The sequence below is a fragment of the Paenibacillus sp. cl6col genome (assembly GCF_900102125.1).
GTDB classification, from domain to species: domain Bacteria; phylum Bacillota; class Bacilli; order Paenibacillales; family Paenibacillaceae; genus Paenibacillus_B; species Paenibacillus_B suaedae.
Genome location: NZ_FNAZ01000002.1, coordinates 433,708 through 450,346, shown reverse-complemented (window position 1 = coordinate 450,346; position 16,639 = coordinate 433,708). Strand labels below are relative to the sequence as shown.

Here is a 16,639-nt window from a genome sequence, read left to right as displayed (position 1 = left end):
TATACCGTTGTTATCTCCAACCCCACATCCCTCTATCTATATAAATCATTATCAGAAAGACTGATATGATTATCCAGCGAGCCCCTTTTCTAATCCCTTCTGCTGCGCTACTGTTCGGAACATACTTGATCGCTATTGCAAACCAATCCAGCCGCCACACTACTCATGGCAGCAATGATTATAGGCCCAGCAATTATCCATAGTTGTTCCATAATACTCATGTTGTTCACTGATTAATTCCCTCCCTATAACGTCATACTTCGACACAAGGGAAATATTTCTCCCCCTATGAAAAAAGCTGCTAATCATTAGCAGCTTTAACGGTTAATATTAATTATCATATGCATGTAAGGAAATTGTATATTGCGCAACGGTATCCACTACTCTTTCAACAGATAAATATACTGTTGCCCCCTCAGGAATGTATAAGTTTCGCCCGTTTCACGCTCTCAACTGGCCAAAGCCTAAAAATAAAAAACCCCAGAAGCCTTACGACTCTAGGGTTTAGATGAATTAATATAATGTCATGTATTGATCGCGTTCCCATTGGTGAACTTGCGTTCTGTACATATCCCATTCAATTTCTTTCAATTCCAAGAAGTGCTGCAATGCATGATCACCCAGTGCATCGCAAATCGTCTCGTCGCGCAGAAGCTCTTCCAATGCTTCCTTCAAGCTCGATGGCAAGCTTGGGATGCCTTCAGCCAGACGTTCTTCTTCTGTCATAACGTAAATGTTACGATCCGTAGGAGCTGGAAGGTCTGACTTCTTCTTGATGCCTTCCAATCCTGCTTTTAAAATTACCGCTAGAGCCAAGTACGGGTTCGCCGCTGGATCCGGGTTGCGGACTTCAACACGCGTGCTCAAACCACGGGATGCTGGGATACGAACCATTGGACTGCGGTTGCTTGCAGACCATGCCACATAACATGGAGCTTCATAGCCAGGAACTAAGCGCTTATAGGAGTTGACCGTTGGGTTCGTGATTGCCGCAAATCCGCGAGCATGCTTCAATACCCCCGCCATAAATTGGCGTGCTGCCGGACTCAAGCCAAGCTTATCGCTTTCATCGTAGAACGCATTCTCCTTACCGTTGAACAAGGAGATGTTACAGTGCATACCTGAACCATTCACACCGAACAGCGGCTTCGCCATGAATGTAGCGTGCAAGCCATGCTGACGAGCAATCGTCTTCACGACGAGCTTGAAGGTTTGAATTTGGTCTGCTGCCTTAATTGCATCTGCATATTTAAAATCGATCTCATGCTGACCAGGAGCTACCTCATGGTGAGAAGCTTCAATTTCGAAGCCCATCTCTTCCAGCTTCAACACGATTTCGCGGCGGCAGTTCTCACCAAGATCCGTCGGTGCCAAGTCGAAGTAACCGCCTTGGTCGTTCAGTTCCATCGTCGGATTGCCCTTGTCATCCGTCTTGAACAGGAAGAATTCCGGTTCTGGACCTACGTTCATAGACGTGAAGCCAAGTGCTTCTGCTTCCTTCAAGGCTTTCTTCAAAATTCCGCGCGGGCATCCTGCAAACGGCGTTCCATCCGTTGTGTATACGTCGCAAATCAATCTAGCGACACGATCTTCCGTTACCCATGGGAAGACAACCCAAGTATCCAAATCTGGGACAAGATACATATCGGATTCTTCAATGCGCACATAACCTTCAATTGAAGAACCGTCAAACATCATTTTGTTATCCAGTGCCTTAGGCAATTGGCTTACCGGAATTTCGACATTCTTAATCGTACCGAGCAAATCCGTAAATTGCAGACGGATAAATCGTACATTTTGTTCCTTCGCAATGCGTTCAATGTCTTCTCTGGTATAACCCACAGGGTAACATCTCCTTCTCCATAAGCATGATTAGATTCATATCTATTTTGTAAAGAAACGAGACAGTTCGCCTTGGATCAGCGATACTTGCCCCGGTCTATTACCGGCTATAAGCTGCTGCTTCAACATGCGGTGCAATTGGAGATCGGACAATTCCTTGCGTTTGCTCTCCGAAGCTTCACTAAGCACAGTTGCCTCTTCCGATTCCTTCGTTACCGGATTCAGTACCTGCTTAATGCCTGCTATGTTGACTCCCTTTTCAATAAGTGACTTGATTTCAAGCAATCGCTCTACGTCATTGAAGGAAAAGAGACGCTGGTTTCCAGAAGTACGAGCAGGCATAATTAATTCATGCTGTTCGTAGTAACGAATTTGACGAGCCGTCAAATCCGTCAGCTTCATCACGATGCCGATTGGAAACAACGCCATATTTCTGCGAATTTCATCTCCCACTGCTTATCAACCTTCCTAGTTTGTCATAAAAGAAAGTTTACGTGCTGTGTGCGCTAACTGACATCCTAGTCTAACAACGCCTGTTACGCGCGGTCGCTCATCAGTGAATTTACTCCGATCAGAGTATGTGCTATGCCTTTCTTGTTCTCATTTTATCCCCTGGAAGCAAACGTGTCAATGGATGTCAGGAAATCTAACAAAATAATTTTATAGCTCTAGCAAGCCTCGATCAACCATGGTTTGCAGTGCTGTCAGCGCTCCGAGCTTCGCATGCGCATACGTAAGCCCACCCTGCATGTATGCTGTATATGGCTCACGAATCGGCGCATCGGCAGACAACTCCAAGCTTCCCCCTTGAATGAAGGTACCTGCCGCCATAATGACTGGATGCTCATAACCAGGCATGTCCCATGGTTCAGGCACGACGTGCGCATCAACGGCCGAGGCTTTCTGAATCCCCTGCACAAACGCGATTAGATGATCGGCTGTATGGAATCGCAAGGCTTGAATCAAATCAGTACGAGACGCCTTCCAATGCGGCGAGGTCTCAAACCCAAGCTCCTCGAACAAGGCTGCTGCAAACACACTGCCTCGCACTGCTTGTCCAACGATGCTTGGCGCTAAGAAGAGACCTTGATACATCGAACGTGTCATCCCTAACATAGCTCCGACTTCTCCGCCAATTCCCGGTGCAGTTAAGCGAGAGGCCGCTGCTTCCACATACAGGCGCTTACCGACAATATAGCCGCCTGTTTCAGCAATACCGCCTCCTGGGTTCTTAATAAGCGAGCCCGCCATTACATCAACACCTAGCTCCGTCGGCTCCTGCAGTTCTGTAAATTCCCCGTAGCAATTATCCACGAACACAACAACATCCGGCTTAATCGCTTTTACTTGCCGTACCATCTCACCGATCTGTTCAACCGTGAAGGATGCTCTCCATCCATAACCGCGTGAACGTTGAATGCCTATGACTTTCGTACGCTCGGTTATGCTTTCACGCACATGCTCCCAATCTACATCTCCTGCCTCAGTCAGCGGCACCTCATTATAGGATACTCCCCAATCACGCAGAGAGCCTGTCCCATCATTCTCTTTGCCAATCACCTTATGCAGCGTGTCGTACGGTGTCCCCGTAATGTATAACAATTCATCGCCAGGGCGAAGTACGGCGAATAGAGCCGTCCCAATCGTATGTGTGCCTGATACAAAATGAGGTCGCACCAATCCCGCTTCCGCACCGAACACTTCAGCATATACCTCATCAAGCACCTCGCGTCCACGGTCATTATAGCCATACCCCGTCGATCCCGCAAAGTGAAAATCACTCACATGATGCTTCTGAAACGCCTGTATAACCTTCCATTGATTCCGCTCTGCGATTCGCTCGATTCCCCGTACCTGCCCAGCAATCTTCTCTTCGATTTGCTGCTCCAATTGCTCCAGTCTTGCTGTAAATTGCATATTATCCATTCCCCTTGATCCATTCCCATGAAGGAAAGCTTATTTATTGATGTAATCTTTCAACTTATATCCATGCTGCTCAGCAGCTAGCCGATCCAACCGAACCTTAAGCAGCAGATCATTCTCGTCAATCTCCTGCTCCAGAACCTCTCCCAGTCGATAGATCAAGGCAATTAAATCCCCACGATCCGCGGATATTCGGTAGGTAACCGTTTGGCCGGACAATTGATCTTGCACTGCCTGCCGAATACGCTCCAGATCCCCTTCATCATAAGCGCTTATAATAAAGTGATCTTTATCATGCGGCAGCATCTGTCGTTGTTCTGGGGTGCACAGATCCTTCTTATTATAGAGAACAATTTGCGGCTTGGCTCCCGCTCCTAATTGCTGCAAAATATCCTCTACGACCCGCATATGATCCTCTCGCATCTGCGAAGAAGCGTCCATCACATGCAAAATGAGATCAGCTTCGTTCACTTCCTCTAATGTCGCACGAAAAGCCGCTATGAGATCATGAGGCAAATTTTGAATAAAGCCAACCGTATCCGTTAAGACCACTTCCTTGCCGCTAGGAAGCTCCCACTGGCGAGAAGTCGGATCCAGCGTCGCAAACAATTGGTTCTCCACATACACATCCGCCTGAGTCAGTTGTCGCAGCAGCGTTGACTTCCCCGCATTCGTATAGCCGACAAGCGCAACCTGGTACGCTCCTGTCTTCTTGCGGCGCTCTCGATGCAGATTGCGGTTGCGAACGACTTCATGCAGGTGACGCTTCAAGTCAGTTATACGTCCTCGAATATGGCGGCGATCCGTTTCCAATTGAGATTCCCCGGGCCCTCTTGTGCCGATACCACCGCCTTGACGCGACAGGTTCTTCCCGTGTCCGGATAGACGAGGGAGCAGATATGACAATTGTGCCAGCTCCACCTGAATGATACCTTCTCTTGTTTTTGCTCGTTGTGCGAAAATGTCGAGAATGAGCTGAGTACGGTCTACAATCTTCACATCCAACGCTTGTTCCAGGTTGCGGACTTGAGCGCCAGACAGCTCTTGATCAAAAATAGCGGTCGTTGCACCCATCTCATCAATGACCGCCTTGAGTTCTTGTACCTTGCCTTTTCCTATGAACCATCTAGGATCACGGAATTCACGCTGCTGTGTCATGGTGGTCAACACCTCAACGCCAGCCGTTTCCGCCAGCTGCACCAGTTCGTCAAGCGAATATTGGGGATCAACCCCGCTCCGCTTGACATCATCTGTTATTAAAGTCACGAGCACCGCTCGATCGGGTATATTTTGATTCGTTTGGTGAGGCTCTTTTCGCATTCGCGTACATTCTCCTTATCGGTTCATCATCCATATTTCCATCGAACTATGATCATTGACCATATACGTTGTTCAGTATACCTCATTTTCGCTCCCATTTTAAATCCTCTGGTTTCAATGTCATTAATTCCAGCTTGCCCGGAGATTGCTGCGGATATAGCTGAAGGAGGCGAACCGCTTGATTACGCATCGCCTTTTCCATCACATTTCGAACAAAGCGCGCATTACTGAACAGATTAGGGGCTAGAATTTTCTCATCCAAAATCACCTGTTTTAACTGCGCCTGTGTAGTCGGCATTAGTACATAATCATGATCCTTTGCCATAGATTCTGCGATATGCAGAAGTTCATCTACCGAATAATCAGGGAAATCCACTTGTATTGGGAATCGCGAAGGCAGCCCAGAGTTCGTCTGCATTAACCAATCCATCTCATCCGAATACCCTGCCAATATGAGGATAAATTGATTTTTATGATCCTCCATGGCTTTTACCAAAGTATCAATTGCTTCTTTTCCGAAATCTTTTTCTCCGCCACGGGCCAAGCTATATGCCTCATCTATAAACAAAATGCCACCCATTGCCCTTTTAATTAAATCTCGCGTCTTCTGTGCCGTATGTCCGATATATTCGCCAACCAGATCAGCCCGCTCTACTTCGAGCAAATGCCCTTTGCTGAGCACTCCTAGCTGCTGGAACATTTTCGCCATGATCCTGGCTACAGTCGTCTTGCCCGTGCCAGGATTGCCCTTGAAGATCATATGATATACATGTGATTGGCAGATCAGCCCCGCATCCTGCCGTCTACGATTCATCTGTAAAATCGCATAGAGCTCATAGGCAATGTCCTTCATATGCTTCAAGCCGACAAGTCGATCAAGTTCTTTGCGAACCTCGCCAAATGGCCCATCCTGTGGGACAGCCAAGCTATCCGCTGCTGCTTCTCCATTTGTCTGATTTACGGCTGTCTCCTGATTGGATTGCTCCACAGGTCGCAGCACGACATTTATTTGACGAGACGGACGTGCATTTCCTTCGGAATTTGCCGCTCGAAGCCTAACATTCATGATTGTCACCCTTTCGACGTTCATCCTAATCATGTTTCCTCACAACACTGAACACAAATAGTCGATGTTCCAATATATTCTATCGTCTGACAGGTTATTAGCAGTTTCGTTACTATAGCTATTCCTGAGCATGATTCATATCAAGGGGAATTGCAATCCGAACATGGATATATACTACGTCACAAACATAATCACAAAAAAAGTGTGCAGGAACTCTCTCCTGCACACTCTGCACATCGCCTTACGCTACCTTATGTGGATGAAGAACACCGCTATTGCTCACGGTTTGCACGGTCTATTTCTTAGCTTAAGCAGCCTTATTCGAATTCTTATTCTGCTTGTGATTCATTATCTTCCCAGTAACAGATTGAATTTCTACCGAAGAATCCTCTGCCCCGTTGCCTGCAGACTTATCTTTGCTGCTGTTGTCTTTATCCTTCTGACCGCCAGAGTTAATAATGCGATCCGACCCTTTCGTTCCAAAGCTATTCATCCCCGAAGTTCCATTAGATGCATTCGAATCCGTCGTATCTGTAGATCCTGAGGAACCATCCCCACTAGATGTCCCTGTAGAACCGCCGTCTCCAATGCCTGTACCGTTATCGCCAGTTTCCGGCTGATTATTATTCGAATCCGGATTTTCCGGTACAGTTGGCGGTGTCGGCTCATCCGGGTTCGTAGGCTGCTCCGTTGTCGGCGGATCAACGGCCGGTGGATCTACTGCCGGTGGATCAATTGGCGTTTCCGGTGTCTCCTCCTTAATCGTGACGGAAGATTGATTCGATCTTCCTGACTCTTCGGATGCATTTACCGCTGTAACATAGTACGTGTACGTTTCTCCAGGGAAGACACCAACATCTTCAGCGCTGTTGCTCTTCAAGCCTTTGAGCAGCTGTGTGAATGTGTTGTCCTTAGAAGACTTCCGATAAACATGGTAAGAAATATTATCACCAGATACGCTGTTCCAGCTCAGTGCCACACTCTTTGTATTCTCAGAGTACGATGCACTCAACCCGCTAGGCGCCCGCAGTTCTTCCGGCTTTTGTTCCACTTTATCCGGCTTCTTGAAGGAACCCGACTTCTTGCTTTGCAGCGCCTTACCCATAACCTCGCTGAACATTTTCGATGCTCTGCGACTGCTCTCATGGACAAGGTGATTTTTATCAGTCTTGTCATACCCCATCCAGACGGCTGCTGTCCATTCCGGGGTATAGCCAACGAACCACGCATCACGGTCGCCCTTGCCAGTGTAGCCTGGCACAGAATACTGCGTCGTACCCGTTTTACCTGCAACAGTACGACCACTGATTTGTGCATTTTTACCCGTACCATTCGTAACGACTTCGCGCATCATTTCAGTCATATAGTAAGCCGTTTTCTCACTCATGACCTTTTTGCCTTTCGGCACGTGATACACATAATAGTCATTGTTTTTGCGGTCTGTAATCTTTGCAATCGCATAGGCATCATAATAATTTCCTCCGTTAGCGAATGCATTATAAGCCTCTGACATATTGATCGGAGTAACCCCGTACGTCATCCCGCCCAATGCGATTGACAAGTTATAATCGTCATTCGTCAGAGGGAAGCCGAGGCTTTTTGCAAATTCAAACCCTTTTTTCATTCCAATTTCATTCAATGTCCATACAGCAGGGATATTGATGGAACGTCTAACCGCTTCCGTCATCTCTACTGATGTCGTGTAGCCCCCAAGGTTCGTAGGACAATATTTGCCGAAGCACTGCTTCTCATTGCTCAATTTCGACCACGGGAAGTACTTGCCCGTCTCCAGCGCTGGCGCATAGGACACGATTGGCTTGAAGGACGATCCCGGCTGACGCTTTACAGTAGCACGATTCAATCCTTTGCGAGCATAATCCCGCCCACCTACCATCGCGATGATGGAGCCATTGCTATGATCTGTAATAACCATTGCGCCTTGCATTTTCGTATCATCCGGGCTCTGCTCGAACATATCGTCATTGTTGAACGCATCGAACATAATGCGCTGAGCATTCGCATCCATCGTCGTATAAATGTGATATCCTCCGCGATACAGCTCATCCTCGGTAAGACCCGTTTTCTCAGTCGCTTCCTCTACCATGTAGTCAATGAATGCGTTGTATGCTTCATTTTGCTTATCCTCCGACTTAGCCGCGTGCCCCGACATTTTCGGATCATATTCCACCGCTGCAGCACTCTTCGCCTCTTCAGCCGTAATATAGCCTTGTTCATACATCAGCTGAAGAACAACAGCCCGGCGTTCCTTCGATCGCTCTGGACTCGACAGCGGATTATATCGGGATGGCGCTTTTGGGATAGCTGCCAAAGTCGCAACTTCCCATAGCTTCAGATCATTCAAGTCATCCTTATTGAAATACACCTTAGCAGCAGCTTTAAGGCCATACGCACCTTTACCGAAGAAGATCCGGTTTAAGTACATCGTAATTATTTCGTCCTTCGTAAAATGATTCTCCAACGAAAGCGCAATCGACACTTCCGTTGCCTTCCGGAAGAATGTCTTATCACTCGTCAGGAACATATTTTTAGCAAGCTGCTGTGTAATGGTACTTCCGCCTTCTGCAAGGCTTCGTGACACAACGTCCTTAACCATCGCACGCCCAATTGACCACAGATCAACCCCGGAGTGCTCCTTGAAGCGTCTGTCTTCCGTCGCTATGAAGGCATTGCTAACGAATTCCGGAATATCTCTTGGCTCCGCAATCTCTCGATGCTCTATGCCTTTACCAAGCTTAGCAAGCTCTGTACCATTCACATCATATACAGTTGATACCTCAGCCAGCTTGAACATATCAGCATCCTTGTATTCACGCATCAGCCGCTCCCCGTTCAATAATACGAACAAATAACCGCCAACGGCACAGAACACGGCAAATGCCGTCGTGAAAAACATAAGCCAAAACGTCTTTTTCCAAGTCCATTTCTTTTTCTTCTTAGCTTTGCGCTTAGGATTTCCATGTGCCGGTGTGCGCGTACGTTGAGTTGATTCTTTTTCTCTCGTCATCTGCAATCCGACTCCCTTTATTCCTTTGATTGTCTCTCTCTTCATACCTTGTTGAGATACGATTGAAGCATATCCCTCATACTTATACCCAATATGACTACGAATGAAAAGAACAACCCTTCAGGGTTGTTCGGCAGCGACTATATTCCATTAGACGTGATGGAGGGGCAAAAAGTTTCATTGGCAATCTGCCCCAATCCATCTAATTTACGCCTCGTTCTGATGATCTTGCATCAGGGATACGTTACGTTGTGGCGTGAATGTGGAAATGGCGTGTTTATACACCATTTGTTGACGTCCCTCGCTATCGATGACAATGGTAAAGTTATCGAATGCGCGAATGACACCACGAATCTGGAATCCGTTCGTCAAATATACGGTCACTGGAATACTTTCCTTGCGCAATTGATTCAAAAAAGTGTCCTGAATGTTAATAGATTTATTCATCGTCCGTACCCCCAATAATCATGAGATTGTGTTGAAATATATTCAACCTGTTATCGAAACTTTCCTGCTATGAGCTTACAAATTTGTTCAAATTGTTGATCTGCACAATCTGATTCTGTGACATCAACCCAGTGAATATCCTTCATGTGCCGGAACCAAGAGAGCTGGCGCTTCGCAAATCTTCTTGTATCGCGCTTAAGCAGTTCAACGGCAGCATCGAGTGACATGTCACCTTCAATATACGCTGCGATTTCCTTGTAGCCAAGGCCTTGCATCGATACGAGATTTCGCGAGTAGCCCTGTTCGAGCAGCCGGCGAACTTCTTCCACCAGCCCCTCCTCCATCATCATATCAACTCTTGCCTCTATTCGTTTATATAGCATCTGCCTATCCATTGTCAAACCTATGATACACAGATCGAACGGCGATTCCTTTTTCTGACGGCCTAATTGCTTCGAAAATGGCTCGCCTGTAAGATGATATACTTCCAAGGCTCTAATTACTCTGCGCTGATCATTGGCATGCAGTTTGTCAGCAGTTTCCGGATCCACTCCCCGCAAGCGCTCCAGAAGCGCTTCTGCACCGTGAGAAGCTGCAAATTCCACCATTTCTTGACGGAATGCTTCATCTGCACCGTGTTCACTGAATTCATACCCGTAGCATACTGATTCAACATAGAGCCCAGTTCCCCCGACGATAAATGGGGTATGATTGCGGTTCGCGATCTCGTCGATAAGTGTCCGGCACTGAAGTTGAAAATCGGCGACCGAATACGGCTCATCGGGATCTAATATATCCATTAAATGGTGTGGAATGCCCTCTCGCTGCTCTACTGGCAGCTTAGCTGTACCAATATCCATTTGCCGATATACCTGCATGCTGTCACCGGATATAACCTCACATTGGAATTTCTTAGCCAAGTCAAGACTAAGCTTCGTCTTTCCAACCGCAGTCGGTCCAATGAGTACAAGCAGCCTCGGTTTATTACTCATCGTTGCCTCCAGCAATGTCAATCACCCCATATGCCAATTTCGCTCCGGATGGTAACACACGGGTGAATCCTAGCCGGGCAAATTCTTCGCTGTTCTTTACTTCCTTCATGACCACTCTCTTGCGCGCCACACGGCAAGCTTCCGCAATCGCTTCAAGCGTCAAGGCTTTATGGTTCGCCATCGTACGCAGCGGATCAATCGATGCCGAGCTTGTAACGGGAGAGCGGAACATCGGATCAAAGTATACCACATCGACGGAACGGCTTGGCAGTGAACTGAGCATGCTTAGATGTTCAGCCTGCTTCATCACAATACGGCGCATCGCTCCCGTAACCTCGTCCACACCACTCTCATACAGCTGCAGCCCTTCGTGCACAAGCGCAAAAAGTGATGGCTCACTCTCCAGCGCTGTAACCTTCCCCTTAGGGCCTACCGCGACGGCAAACACCAGAGAATCCCCTGCTAGGCCTGCCGTACAGTCTAACACCTCATCGCCAGGCGTAACACCACTCGCTGTAATCATCCCGTCCGCATCTCCGGACAAAATCCGCTTCGCCCGCACATAGGCCATACTCGGATGATAAGTCAGCTCGGTGACCCCTAACTTCAAATAGCGGACACAATCGTTCAGGTAGACGAGAAATTCATCGTCGCCATATCTACGCTGCATGCGAGGCAAGGTCTGATCGCGCCGTTCAGCATAGAACCATCCGAACAGCTTGGCCATCTTCCGCGCCCGCTCCTTAAGCTCTGGTGACGTATACTCGCCTGTCGTGACTATCATTTGCTCCTCCTCATTATATACGCTGTGGAAAGGGAATTACAAATCCCCAGTATTCTTACATTACCCGCTTAAACATTTTCTCCAGATCGTAAGTTGTAAATCGAATGACGATCGGCCTGCCATGCGGACATGTAAATGGCTGGCGGCATGTTCCCAATCGGACGAATAGCGTCTCCGCCTCAGCTGCTGTCAAGCGCTGATTCGCTTTAATCGATGCCTTACAAGAGCACATCGTCGCTGAGGCCTCTCTTAATTTTGCAATATCGGGCGCCTTCTCGCTCAACACCCAGTCCGTCATTTCTTGAATAATATCCGTTTCTTCCCCTTTAGGGAACCAGTATGGATGGGAACGAACTAGGAATGTTTGCCCCCCAAATGGCTCCATGACGACCCCGACCTGCTCCAGCAAATGCATACGCGATCGAATCCGCTCCGCATCAGCAGGGGTAAACTCTAATGTGATCGGCAGAAGCAGCTCTTGAGAGGCTTCTACCGGCTTGCCGAATCGCTCAAAATAATATTCATAATTGATTCGTTCATGCGCTGCATGCTGATCAATTAAATAGAGCCCCTCTTCATTTGAAGCGATCAAGTATGTTCCGTGCAGCTGACCAATGTAAGAAAGTGCTGGGAACTTCGGCAATGCAGCGTTGTCTGTACTACCTTCCTCCGTCAGCCATTCCTTCCATTTCTCCGCACCGGCCTTCACTGCGGCTTGCCCTGCTTGCTGCTTAGCATTCGAATAAGGATCCGAATAAGCACTCGTATTGGAACTTCCCGCATTGCGGCTACCATAAGAAGGAGACGTCTCTCGAACTCTCTCTCTCTCCTCTTGACCGCTCGCAATCGAGGATTTCTCTGCATCATAGGAAGTTGATGGAATCAATTCGTGATCCACTGTTTGCTTGAATTTCGCCGGACTGTCTACGGCGTCCTCATTACTAGAAGTCGATTCAGCGGACTTAATAGCCACTTGATCTGCACTTGCAGCTACAGCCAGCTCATCCTCGTTCTTGCGACCTATCTCTTGCAGTTGTTGCTGCTCCGTCTTCTTCTGTTCTACCGAGCCACTTAGAGCAATAGAATCAATAACGGATTCATTTGGAGGTTGCAAGGCCTCTGGAGCAACACGAGACATTTCGGTTGCTGCGGGCTGATTCCATTTCCCCGTTCGTTCAGGTTGTCGCTGCACGTTAGGTTGATGGGATGTTTCAGCATTGCTTCGTGACTGCTCCCGATCTTCCTCCGCTAATTGCGTGGCAGAGGATGGATCAGACTCAATGACTAGCGCCCCCATTGGCTTTAATTGCTTCTCTTGATTGGCCGCTATCGTCTCCGCAGCTTCCCATTGAAGCTCTGCTTGCTCGACATATGTTCGCACCTTCGCCTTCTTCGGAGCCGCTTCAGGAATAAGACGCTGCTTATGCAGCAATTGCTTCACGGTCTCTTCGATGAATGCGCACAACTCTGCCTCTTTGCTGAAGCGAACCTCAAGCTTGGCAGGATGCACATTCACATCCACGAGAGAAGGGTGCATCGTCACATGAAGCACGAGCATCGGGTAGCGATTGATCGGCAAGAACGTATGGTACGCACGAAGTATCGCTTGATTCAGCGGAAAGCTTCTGACATATCTGCCATTGATCATCCATGACATCGCATTGCGGTTTGAGCGCGTTAATTCAGGCTTGCCAATATAGCCTTGCACCTCGAAGTCCAAGTGTTCTCCCTTGACCTGCAGCATTCCTTTCGCTGTCTGAACGCCATATACAGAGGCAATAACCTGCAATAAGTCTCCATTGCCAATCGTTTGCAGCAGAGTGTGCTCATTATGCTTCAAGGTAAACGCTATACTTGGATACGATAACGCCAAACGATAGATGAGATCAGAGATATGCCCCAGCTCCGTCTGGATTGTTTTCATATACTTTAACCGTGCAGGCGTATTATAGAACAGTTCACGTACCGTAATCTCCGTCCCTTGCATGGACTGTGCGGGCTCATACGATTTGATCGCACCGCCTTCAATAACAAGCCGCCTGCCTAACCCGCTAGATTCTGTCGACGTTACCAACTCAACCTTGGCAACAGCCGCAATACTCGGAAGTGCCTCTCCTCGGAACCCTAGACTGCGAATCGAGAATAGATCTTTCCCTGTCTGGATCTTGCTCGTCGCATGCCGCAAAAAGGCATTTTCCGCATCATCATCCGCTATACCAGAACCATTGTCCTTCACTCGGATGAGCTGCAGGCCCCCTTCTTCAACGGATACATCAATACGTGTAGCTCCTGCATCTATCGAATTCTCAACCAGCTCCTTCACAACCGATGAAGGACGCTCCACCACTTCGCCTGCGGCAATCTGGTTGGCAATGTGCTCGTCCAATATTTTAATAATTGCCATCTCTCACACCTCCTTAACTCTCGATTTCTCATGCTCTATTCATTAGGATTCACGAGTAATTTCACGTGCCCGCTTCATCAGATCATGCAGTTGATTCATTGCTTCCAATGGAGTCATTGACATCACATCTACATCTGTCAAAGTGCCGATGAACTCCTTCATTGCTATTACTTCAGCACTGTGTTGAATGGAATGATCCGGCCCCTCTTGCTGTGCCGCTTGATGGGTCTCGGCAGTACTTGCCATACTCATGACAGATTGCTCGTCATCTGTCTTACCGTCTTGTACAGGCTTCACATACTGTACGGGTGCCTGAACGGGACTATCCGCAGATACCGCAGTCTGATCCCATCCGAATAAGGACAGCTGTTCCACATGATTGACAGGAATCTCTTGCTGCGAACTCGAAGGGGATGCATGTGTCCCTTCACGATCAGTTGTCTCATACTGCTTCAACAGGTCGTATGCACGATCAATAATTTGATCAGGGAGACCCGCAAGGCGTGCACAATAGATACCATAACTTGTGCTGGCTGCGCCTGAAATCAACTTACGCAGGAAGGTAACTTGATTGCCGCTTTCCTGCACGGCCATGCATACATTCTTCAATCTTGGCAGACGATCCGCCATATGCGCCAATTCATGGAAATGGGTCGAAACGAGCGCCTTACAGCCGATTCGATCGTGGACATACTCAACTACAGCCTGTGCAATGGACATCCCTTCACTCGTTGATGTGCCCCGACCCAGCTCGTCAATGATGACCAAACTGCGGCGCGTTGCCTTCTCTGTCATCACCTGTATATCCATCATTTCCACCATGAACGTACTCTGACCGCCAATTAGATCATCTGCAGCTCCAATTCTCGTGAAGATCCGATCGACAATCGGCATAGACGCTCGTTCAGCTGGAACGAAGCAGCCAATCTGCGCCATGATCGATATCAGGGCTACTTGACGCATGTACGTACTCTTACCTGCCATATTCGGCCCTGTTATGAGCAGCATCGTCTCATTCTGCTCTGTCAGCTCCGTATCGTTCGCCATGAAGTCTCCGCCCTGCATGACGGCCTCCACAACGGGATGACGTCCCTCAGCAATATGCATATCCAATTGCTCCGTGAATGCCGGACGAACATATCTCCTAGCTGCACTGACTGCAGCGAGTGATTGGTAGACGTCTATTTCAGCAACTGCTTCTGCCAATGCCTGCAGGCGGCGAATCTCGCCTCCAATGCGCTGACGCAGCTCGCTAAAGCGCTCGTACTCCAAGCCGAGCATCTTATCCTCAGCCTCGAGAATTAGCGCTTCCTTCTCCTTCAATTCAGGCGTTACGAATCGTTCTGCATTCGCCAGCGTCTGCTTACGCTCATATCGTCCTTCCGGCAGGGATGACAAATTCGACTTCGTTACCTCGATATAATAGCCGAATACCTTGTTGTATCCGATCTTAAGCGACTTGATTCCGGTCGCTTCCTTCTCTCTGCGCTCTAGTTCAGCGATCCAGCGCTTGCCGTTCACACTTGCTTCTCGGAGCTGATCAAGATATTCATCGTATCCTGGCTTAATCAGTCCACCGTCACGTACCGATACCGGAGGCTCGTCCACCACCGCACGTTCAATCCAATCGTGGATATCTCCACATGCATCCAATTCACTAACAAGATTGTGAAGTGTTGCAGACGATGTCTGCTCGCATAACTGCTTCAGCATCGGAATCTGACTCAGTGAAGACTTCAGTGCAACGAGATCACGACCGTTCGCCGTACCGAAGGCAATCCGGCCTACAAGACGCTCCAGATCATATACCGAGGACAACTGCTCACGCAGCTCTTCTCGCCATATGAGATGATGATACAGCGTATCAACGGCCTCTAAGCGCTCCTCAATGGCCTGCCGATTCATGAGCGGCTTGTCAATCCAGCGACGAAGCAGCCTTGCCCCCATCGACGTCTCGGTGCGATCAAGCAGCCAGAGCAGGGAACCTTTCTTCGCACGCTCGCGCACGGTTTCCGTAAGCTCCAAATTACGACGTGTAAAAGGATCTAACACCAGATATTGATCCGGGTCGTAAGTTCGAATATTCGTCAGCTGGCTCAATGAGCGCTTCTGTGTTTCTTGCAAATACCCCATCAGCATAGCAAGCGCCTGCTGCCGCTCATCCTCAAGTCGAGTCCAGACGGCTTCGCCGAACTGCTGCCTTGCCAATGCTTCATCCTTGCGGCTCCATTCGGTAAACAGAACTGAACGATTCCACGCCTTCGTAAGCGGCTCCGCCTCTTGTAGCAATGCAGGATGGCCAATAACTTCTGTCGGCATATAGACATTCAGCTCATCAATAAGCCAAGATTGCCCGATCGGTGCTGAAGTAACAATCAGTTCCCCTGTGGACAGATCACAGGCAGCCAGTGCATTGCTGGTACTCCCTTGAGATAGACAGACTAGATAATGATTCGACTTATCGTCGATCAGCTTGCCTTCCATGACTGTGCCTGGCGTCACAATCCGGACGATCTCACGGCGGACGACTCCCTTAGCTTCCGCTGGATCCTCCACCTGTTCGCAGATGGCAACCTTATATCCCTTTTCAATTAATCGCTGAATATAATTATCTGCCGAATGATAAGGCACGCCACACATTGGGATACGATCCTCTGCACCGCTGCTGCCTCTACCCGTCAGTGTAATCTCCAATTCCTTCGATGCTTGAATCGCATCGTCAAAGAACATCTCGTAAAAATCTCCGAGGCGGAAAAACAAAAAGGCATCCTTAACCTGCTCCTTGATGCTCAAATATTGTTCCATCATCGGTGTCAGCTTCACCATAAACACCCTC

General features: G+C 48.4%; 11 protein-coding genes. All 11 read right to left on the bottom strand.

Annotation, left to right across the window (positions count from 1 at the left end; genetic code table 11):
- Nucleotides 1-513 precede the first annotated feature (513 nt).
- Nucleotides 514-1,842, bottom strand: coding sequence for a type I glutamate--ammonia ligase (gene glnA / locus BLS15_RS06190; RefSeq protein WP_021253928.1), 1,329 nt, complete (start codon nucleotides 1,840-1,842; stop codon nucleotides 514-516).
- A gap of 42 nt (nucleotides 1,843-1,884) precedes the next feature.
- On the bottom strand, nucleotides 1,885-2,295 hold the full coding sequence (locus BLS15_RS06185) for a MerR family transcriptional regulator (protein ID WP_021253929.1): 411 nt from the start codon (nucleotides 2,293-2,295) through the stop codon (nucleotides 1,885-1,887).
- A 207-nt stretch (nucleotides 2,296-2,502) separates the two neighbouring features.
- Nucleotides 2,503-3,759 carry a methionine gamma-lyase family protein gene (locus BLS15_RS06180; protein ID WP_021253930.1) on the bottom strand — a complete coding sequence of 419 codons (1,257 nt, stop codon included), beginning with the start codon at nucleotides 3,757-3,759 and terminating at the stop codon, nucleotides 2,503-2,505.
- 39 nt (nucleotides 3,760-3,798) lie between these two features.
- Nucleotides 3,799-5,085 carry a GTPase HflX gene (gene hflX, locus BLS15_RS06175; protein ID WP_021253931.1) on the bottom strand — a complete coding sequence of 429 codons (1,287 nt, stop codon included), beginning with the start codon at nucleotides 5,083-5,085 and terminating at the stop codon, nucleotides 3,799-3,801.
- An 82-nt stretch (nucleotides 5,086-5,167) separates the two neighbouring features.
- The gene (locus BLS15_RS06170; RefSeq protein ID WP_036591125.1) at nucleotides 5,168-6,151 is read right to left on the bottom strand and encodes an AAA family ATPase; all 984 of its coding nucleotides are present in this window, start codon (nucleotides 6,149-6,151) and stop codon (nucleotides 5,168-5,170) included.
- Nucleotides 6,152-6,458: 307 nt separating this feature from the next.
- The gene (locus tag BLS15_RS06165) at nucleotides 6,459-9,176 is read right to left on the bottom strand and encodes a penicillin-binding protein 1A (protein WP_090510959.1); all 2,718 of its coding nucleotides are present in this window, start codon (nucleotides 9,174-9,176) and stop codon (nucleotides 6,459-6,461) included.
- Between the two features lie 207 nt (nucleotides 9,177-9,383).
- Nucleotides 9,384-9,623, bottom strand: coding sequence for an RNA chaperone Hfq (hfq, locus tag BLS15_RS06160; protein ID WP_005549853.1), 240 nt, complete (start codon nucleotides 9,621-9,623; stop codon nucleotides 9,384-9,386).
- Between the two features lie 50 nt (nucleotides 9,624-9,673).
- Complete coding sequence (miaA, locus tag BLS15_RS06155; RefSeq protein WP_021253934.1) at nucleotides 9,674-10,615, bottom strand: tRNA (adenosine(37)-N6)-dimethylallyltransferase MiaA; 942 nt, start codon at nucleotides 10,613-10,615, stop codon at nucleotides 9,674-9,676.
- The gene (locus tag BLS15_RS06150) at nucleotides 10,608-11,399 is read right to left on the bottom strand and encodes a class I SAM-dependent methyltransferase (RefSeq protein WP_021253935.1); all 792 of its coding nucleotides are present in this window, start codon (nucleotides 11,397-11,399) and stop codon (nucleotides 10,608-10,610) included. Before BLS15_RS06150 ends, miaA begins: the two co-directional genes overlap by 8 nt.
- 55 nt (nucleotides 11,400-11,454) lie before the next feature.
- A complete protein-coding gene (gene mutL, locus BLS15_RS06145) occupies nucleotides 11,455-13,803 on the bottom strand; it encodes a DNA mismatch repair endonuclease MutL (RefSeq protein WP_090510492.1) in 2,349 nt (782 codons plus the stop codon).
- A 42-nt stretch (nucleotides 13,804-13,845) separates the two neighbouring features.
- Nucleotides 13,846-16,629, bottom strand: a complete 2,784-nt coding sequence (gene mutS, locus BLS15_RS06140; RefSeq protein WP_021253937.1) for a DNA mismatch repair protein MutS — start codon at nucleotides 16,627-16,629, stop codon at nucleotides 13,846-13,848.
- Nucleotides 16,630-16,639: the final 10 nt, after the last annotated feature.

Coding starts and splice junctions, on each gene's coding strand:
- BLS15_RS06180 (WP_021253930.1), bottom strand. CDS start 3,759: ATGCAATTTACAGCAAGACTGGAGCAATTGGAGCAGCAAATCGAAGAG.
- hflX (WP_021253931.1), bottom strand. CDS start 5,085: ATGCGAAAAGAGCCTCACCAAACGAATCAAAATATACCCGATCGAGCG.
- BLS15_RS06170 (WP_036591125.1), bottom strand. CDS start 6,151: ATGAATGTTAGGCTTCGAGCGGCAAATTCCGAAGGAAATGCACGTCCG.
- BLS15_RS06165 (WP_090510959.1), bottom strand. CDS start 9,176: ATGACGAGAGAAAAAGAATCAACTCAACGTACGCGCACACCGGCACAT.
- hfq (WP_005549853.1), bottom strand. CDS start 9,623: ATGAATAAATCTATTAACATTCAGGACACTTTTTTGAATCAATTGCGC.
- miaA (WP_021253934.1), bottom strand. CDS start 10,615: ATGAGTAATAAACCGAGGCTGCTTGTACTCATTGGACCGACTGCGGTT.
- BLS15_RS06150 (WP_021253935.1), bottom strand. CDS start 11,399: ATGATAGTCACGACAGGCGAGTATACGTCACCAGAGCTTAAGGAGCGG.
- mutL (WP_090510492.1), bottom strand. CDS start 13,803: ATGGCAATTATTAAAATATTGGACGAGCACATTGCCAACCAGATTGCC.
- mutS (WP_021253937.1), bottom strand. CDS start 16,629: ATGGTGAAGCTGACACCGATGATGGAACAATATTTGAGCATCAAGGAG.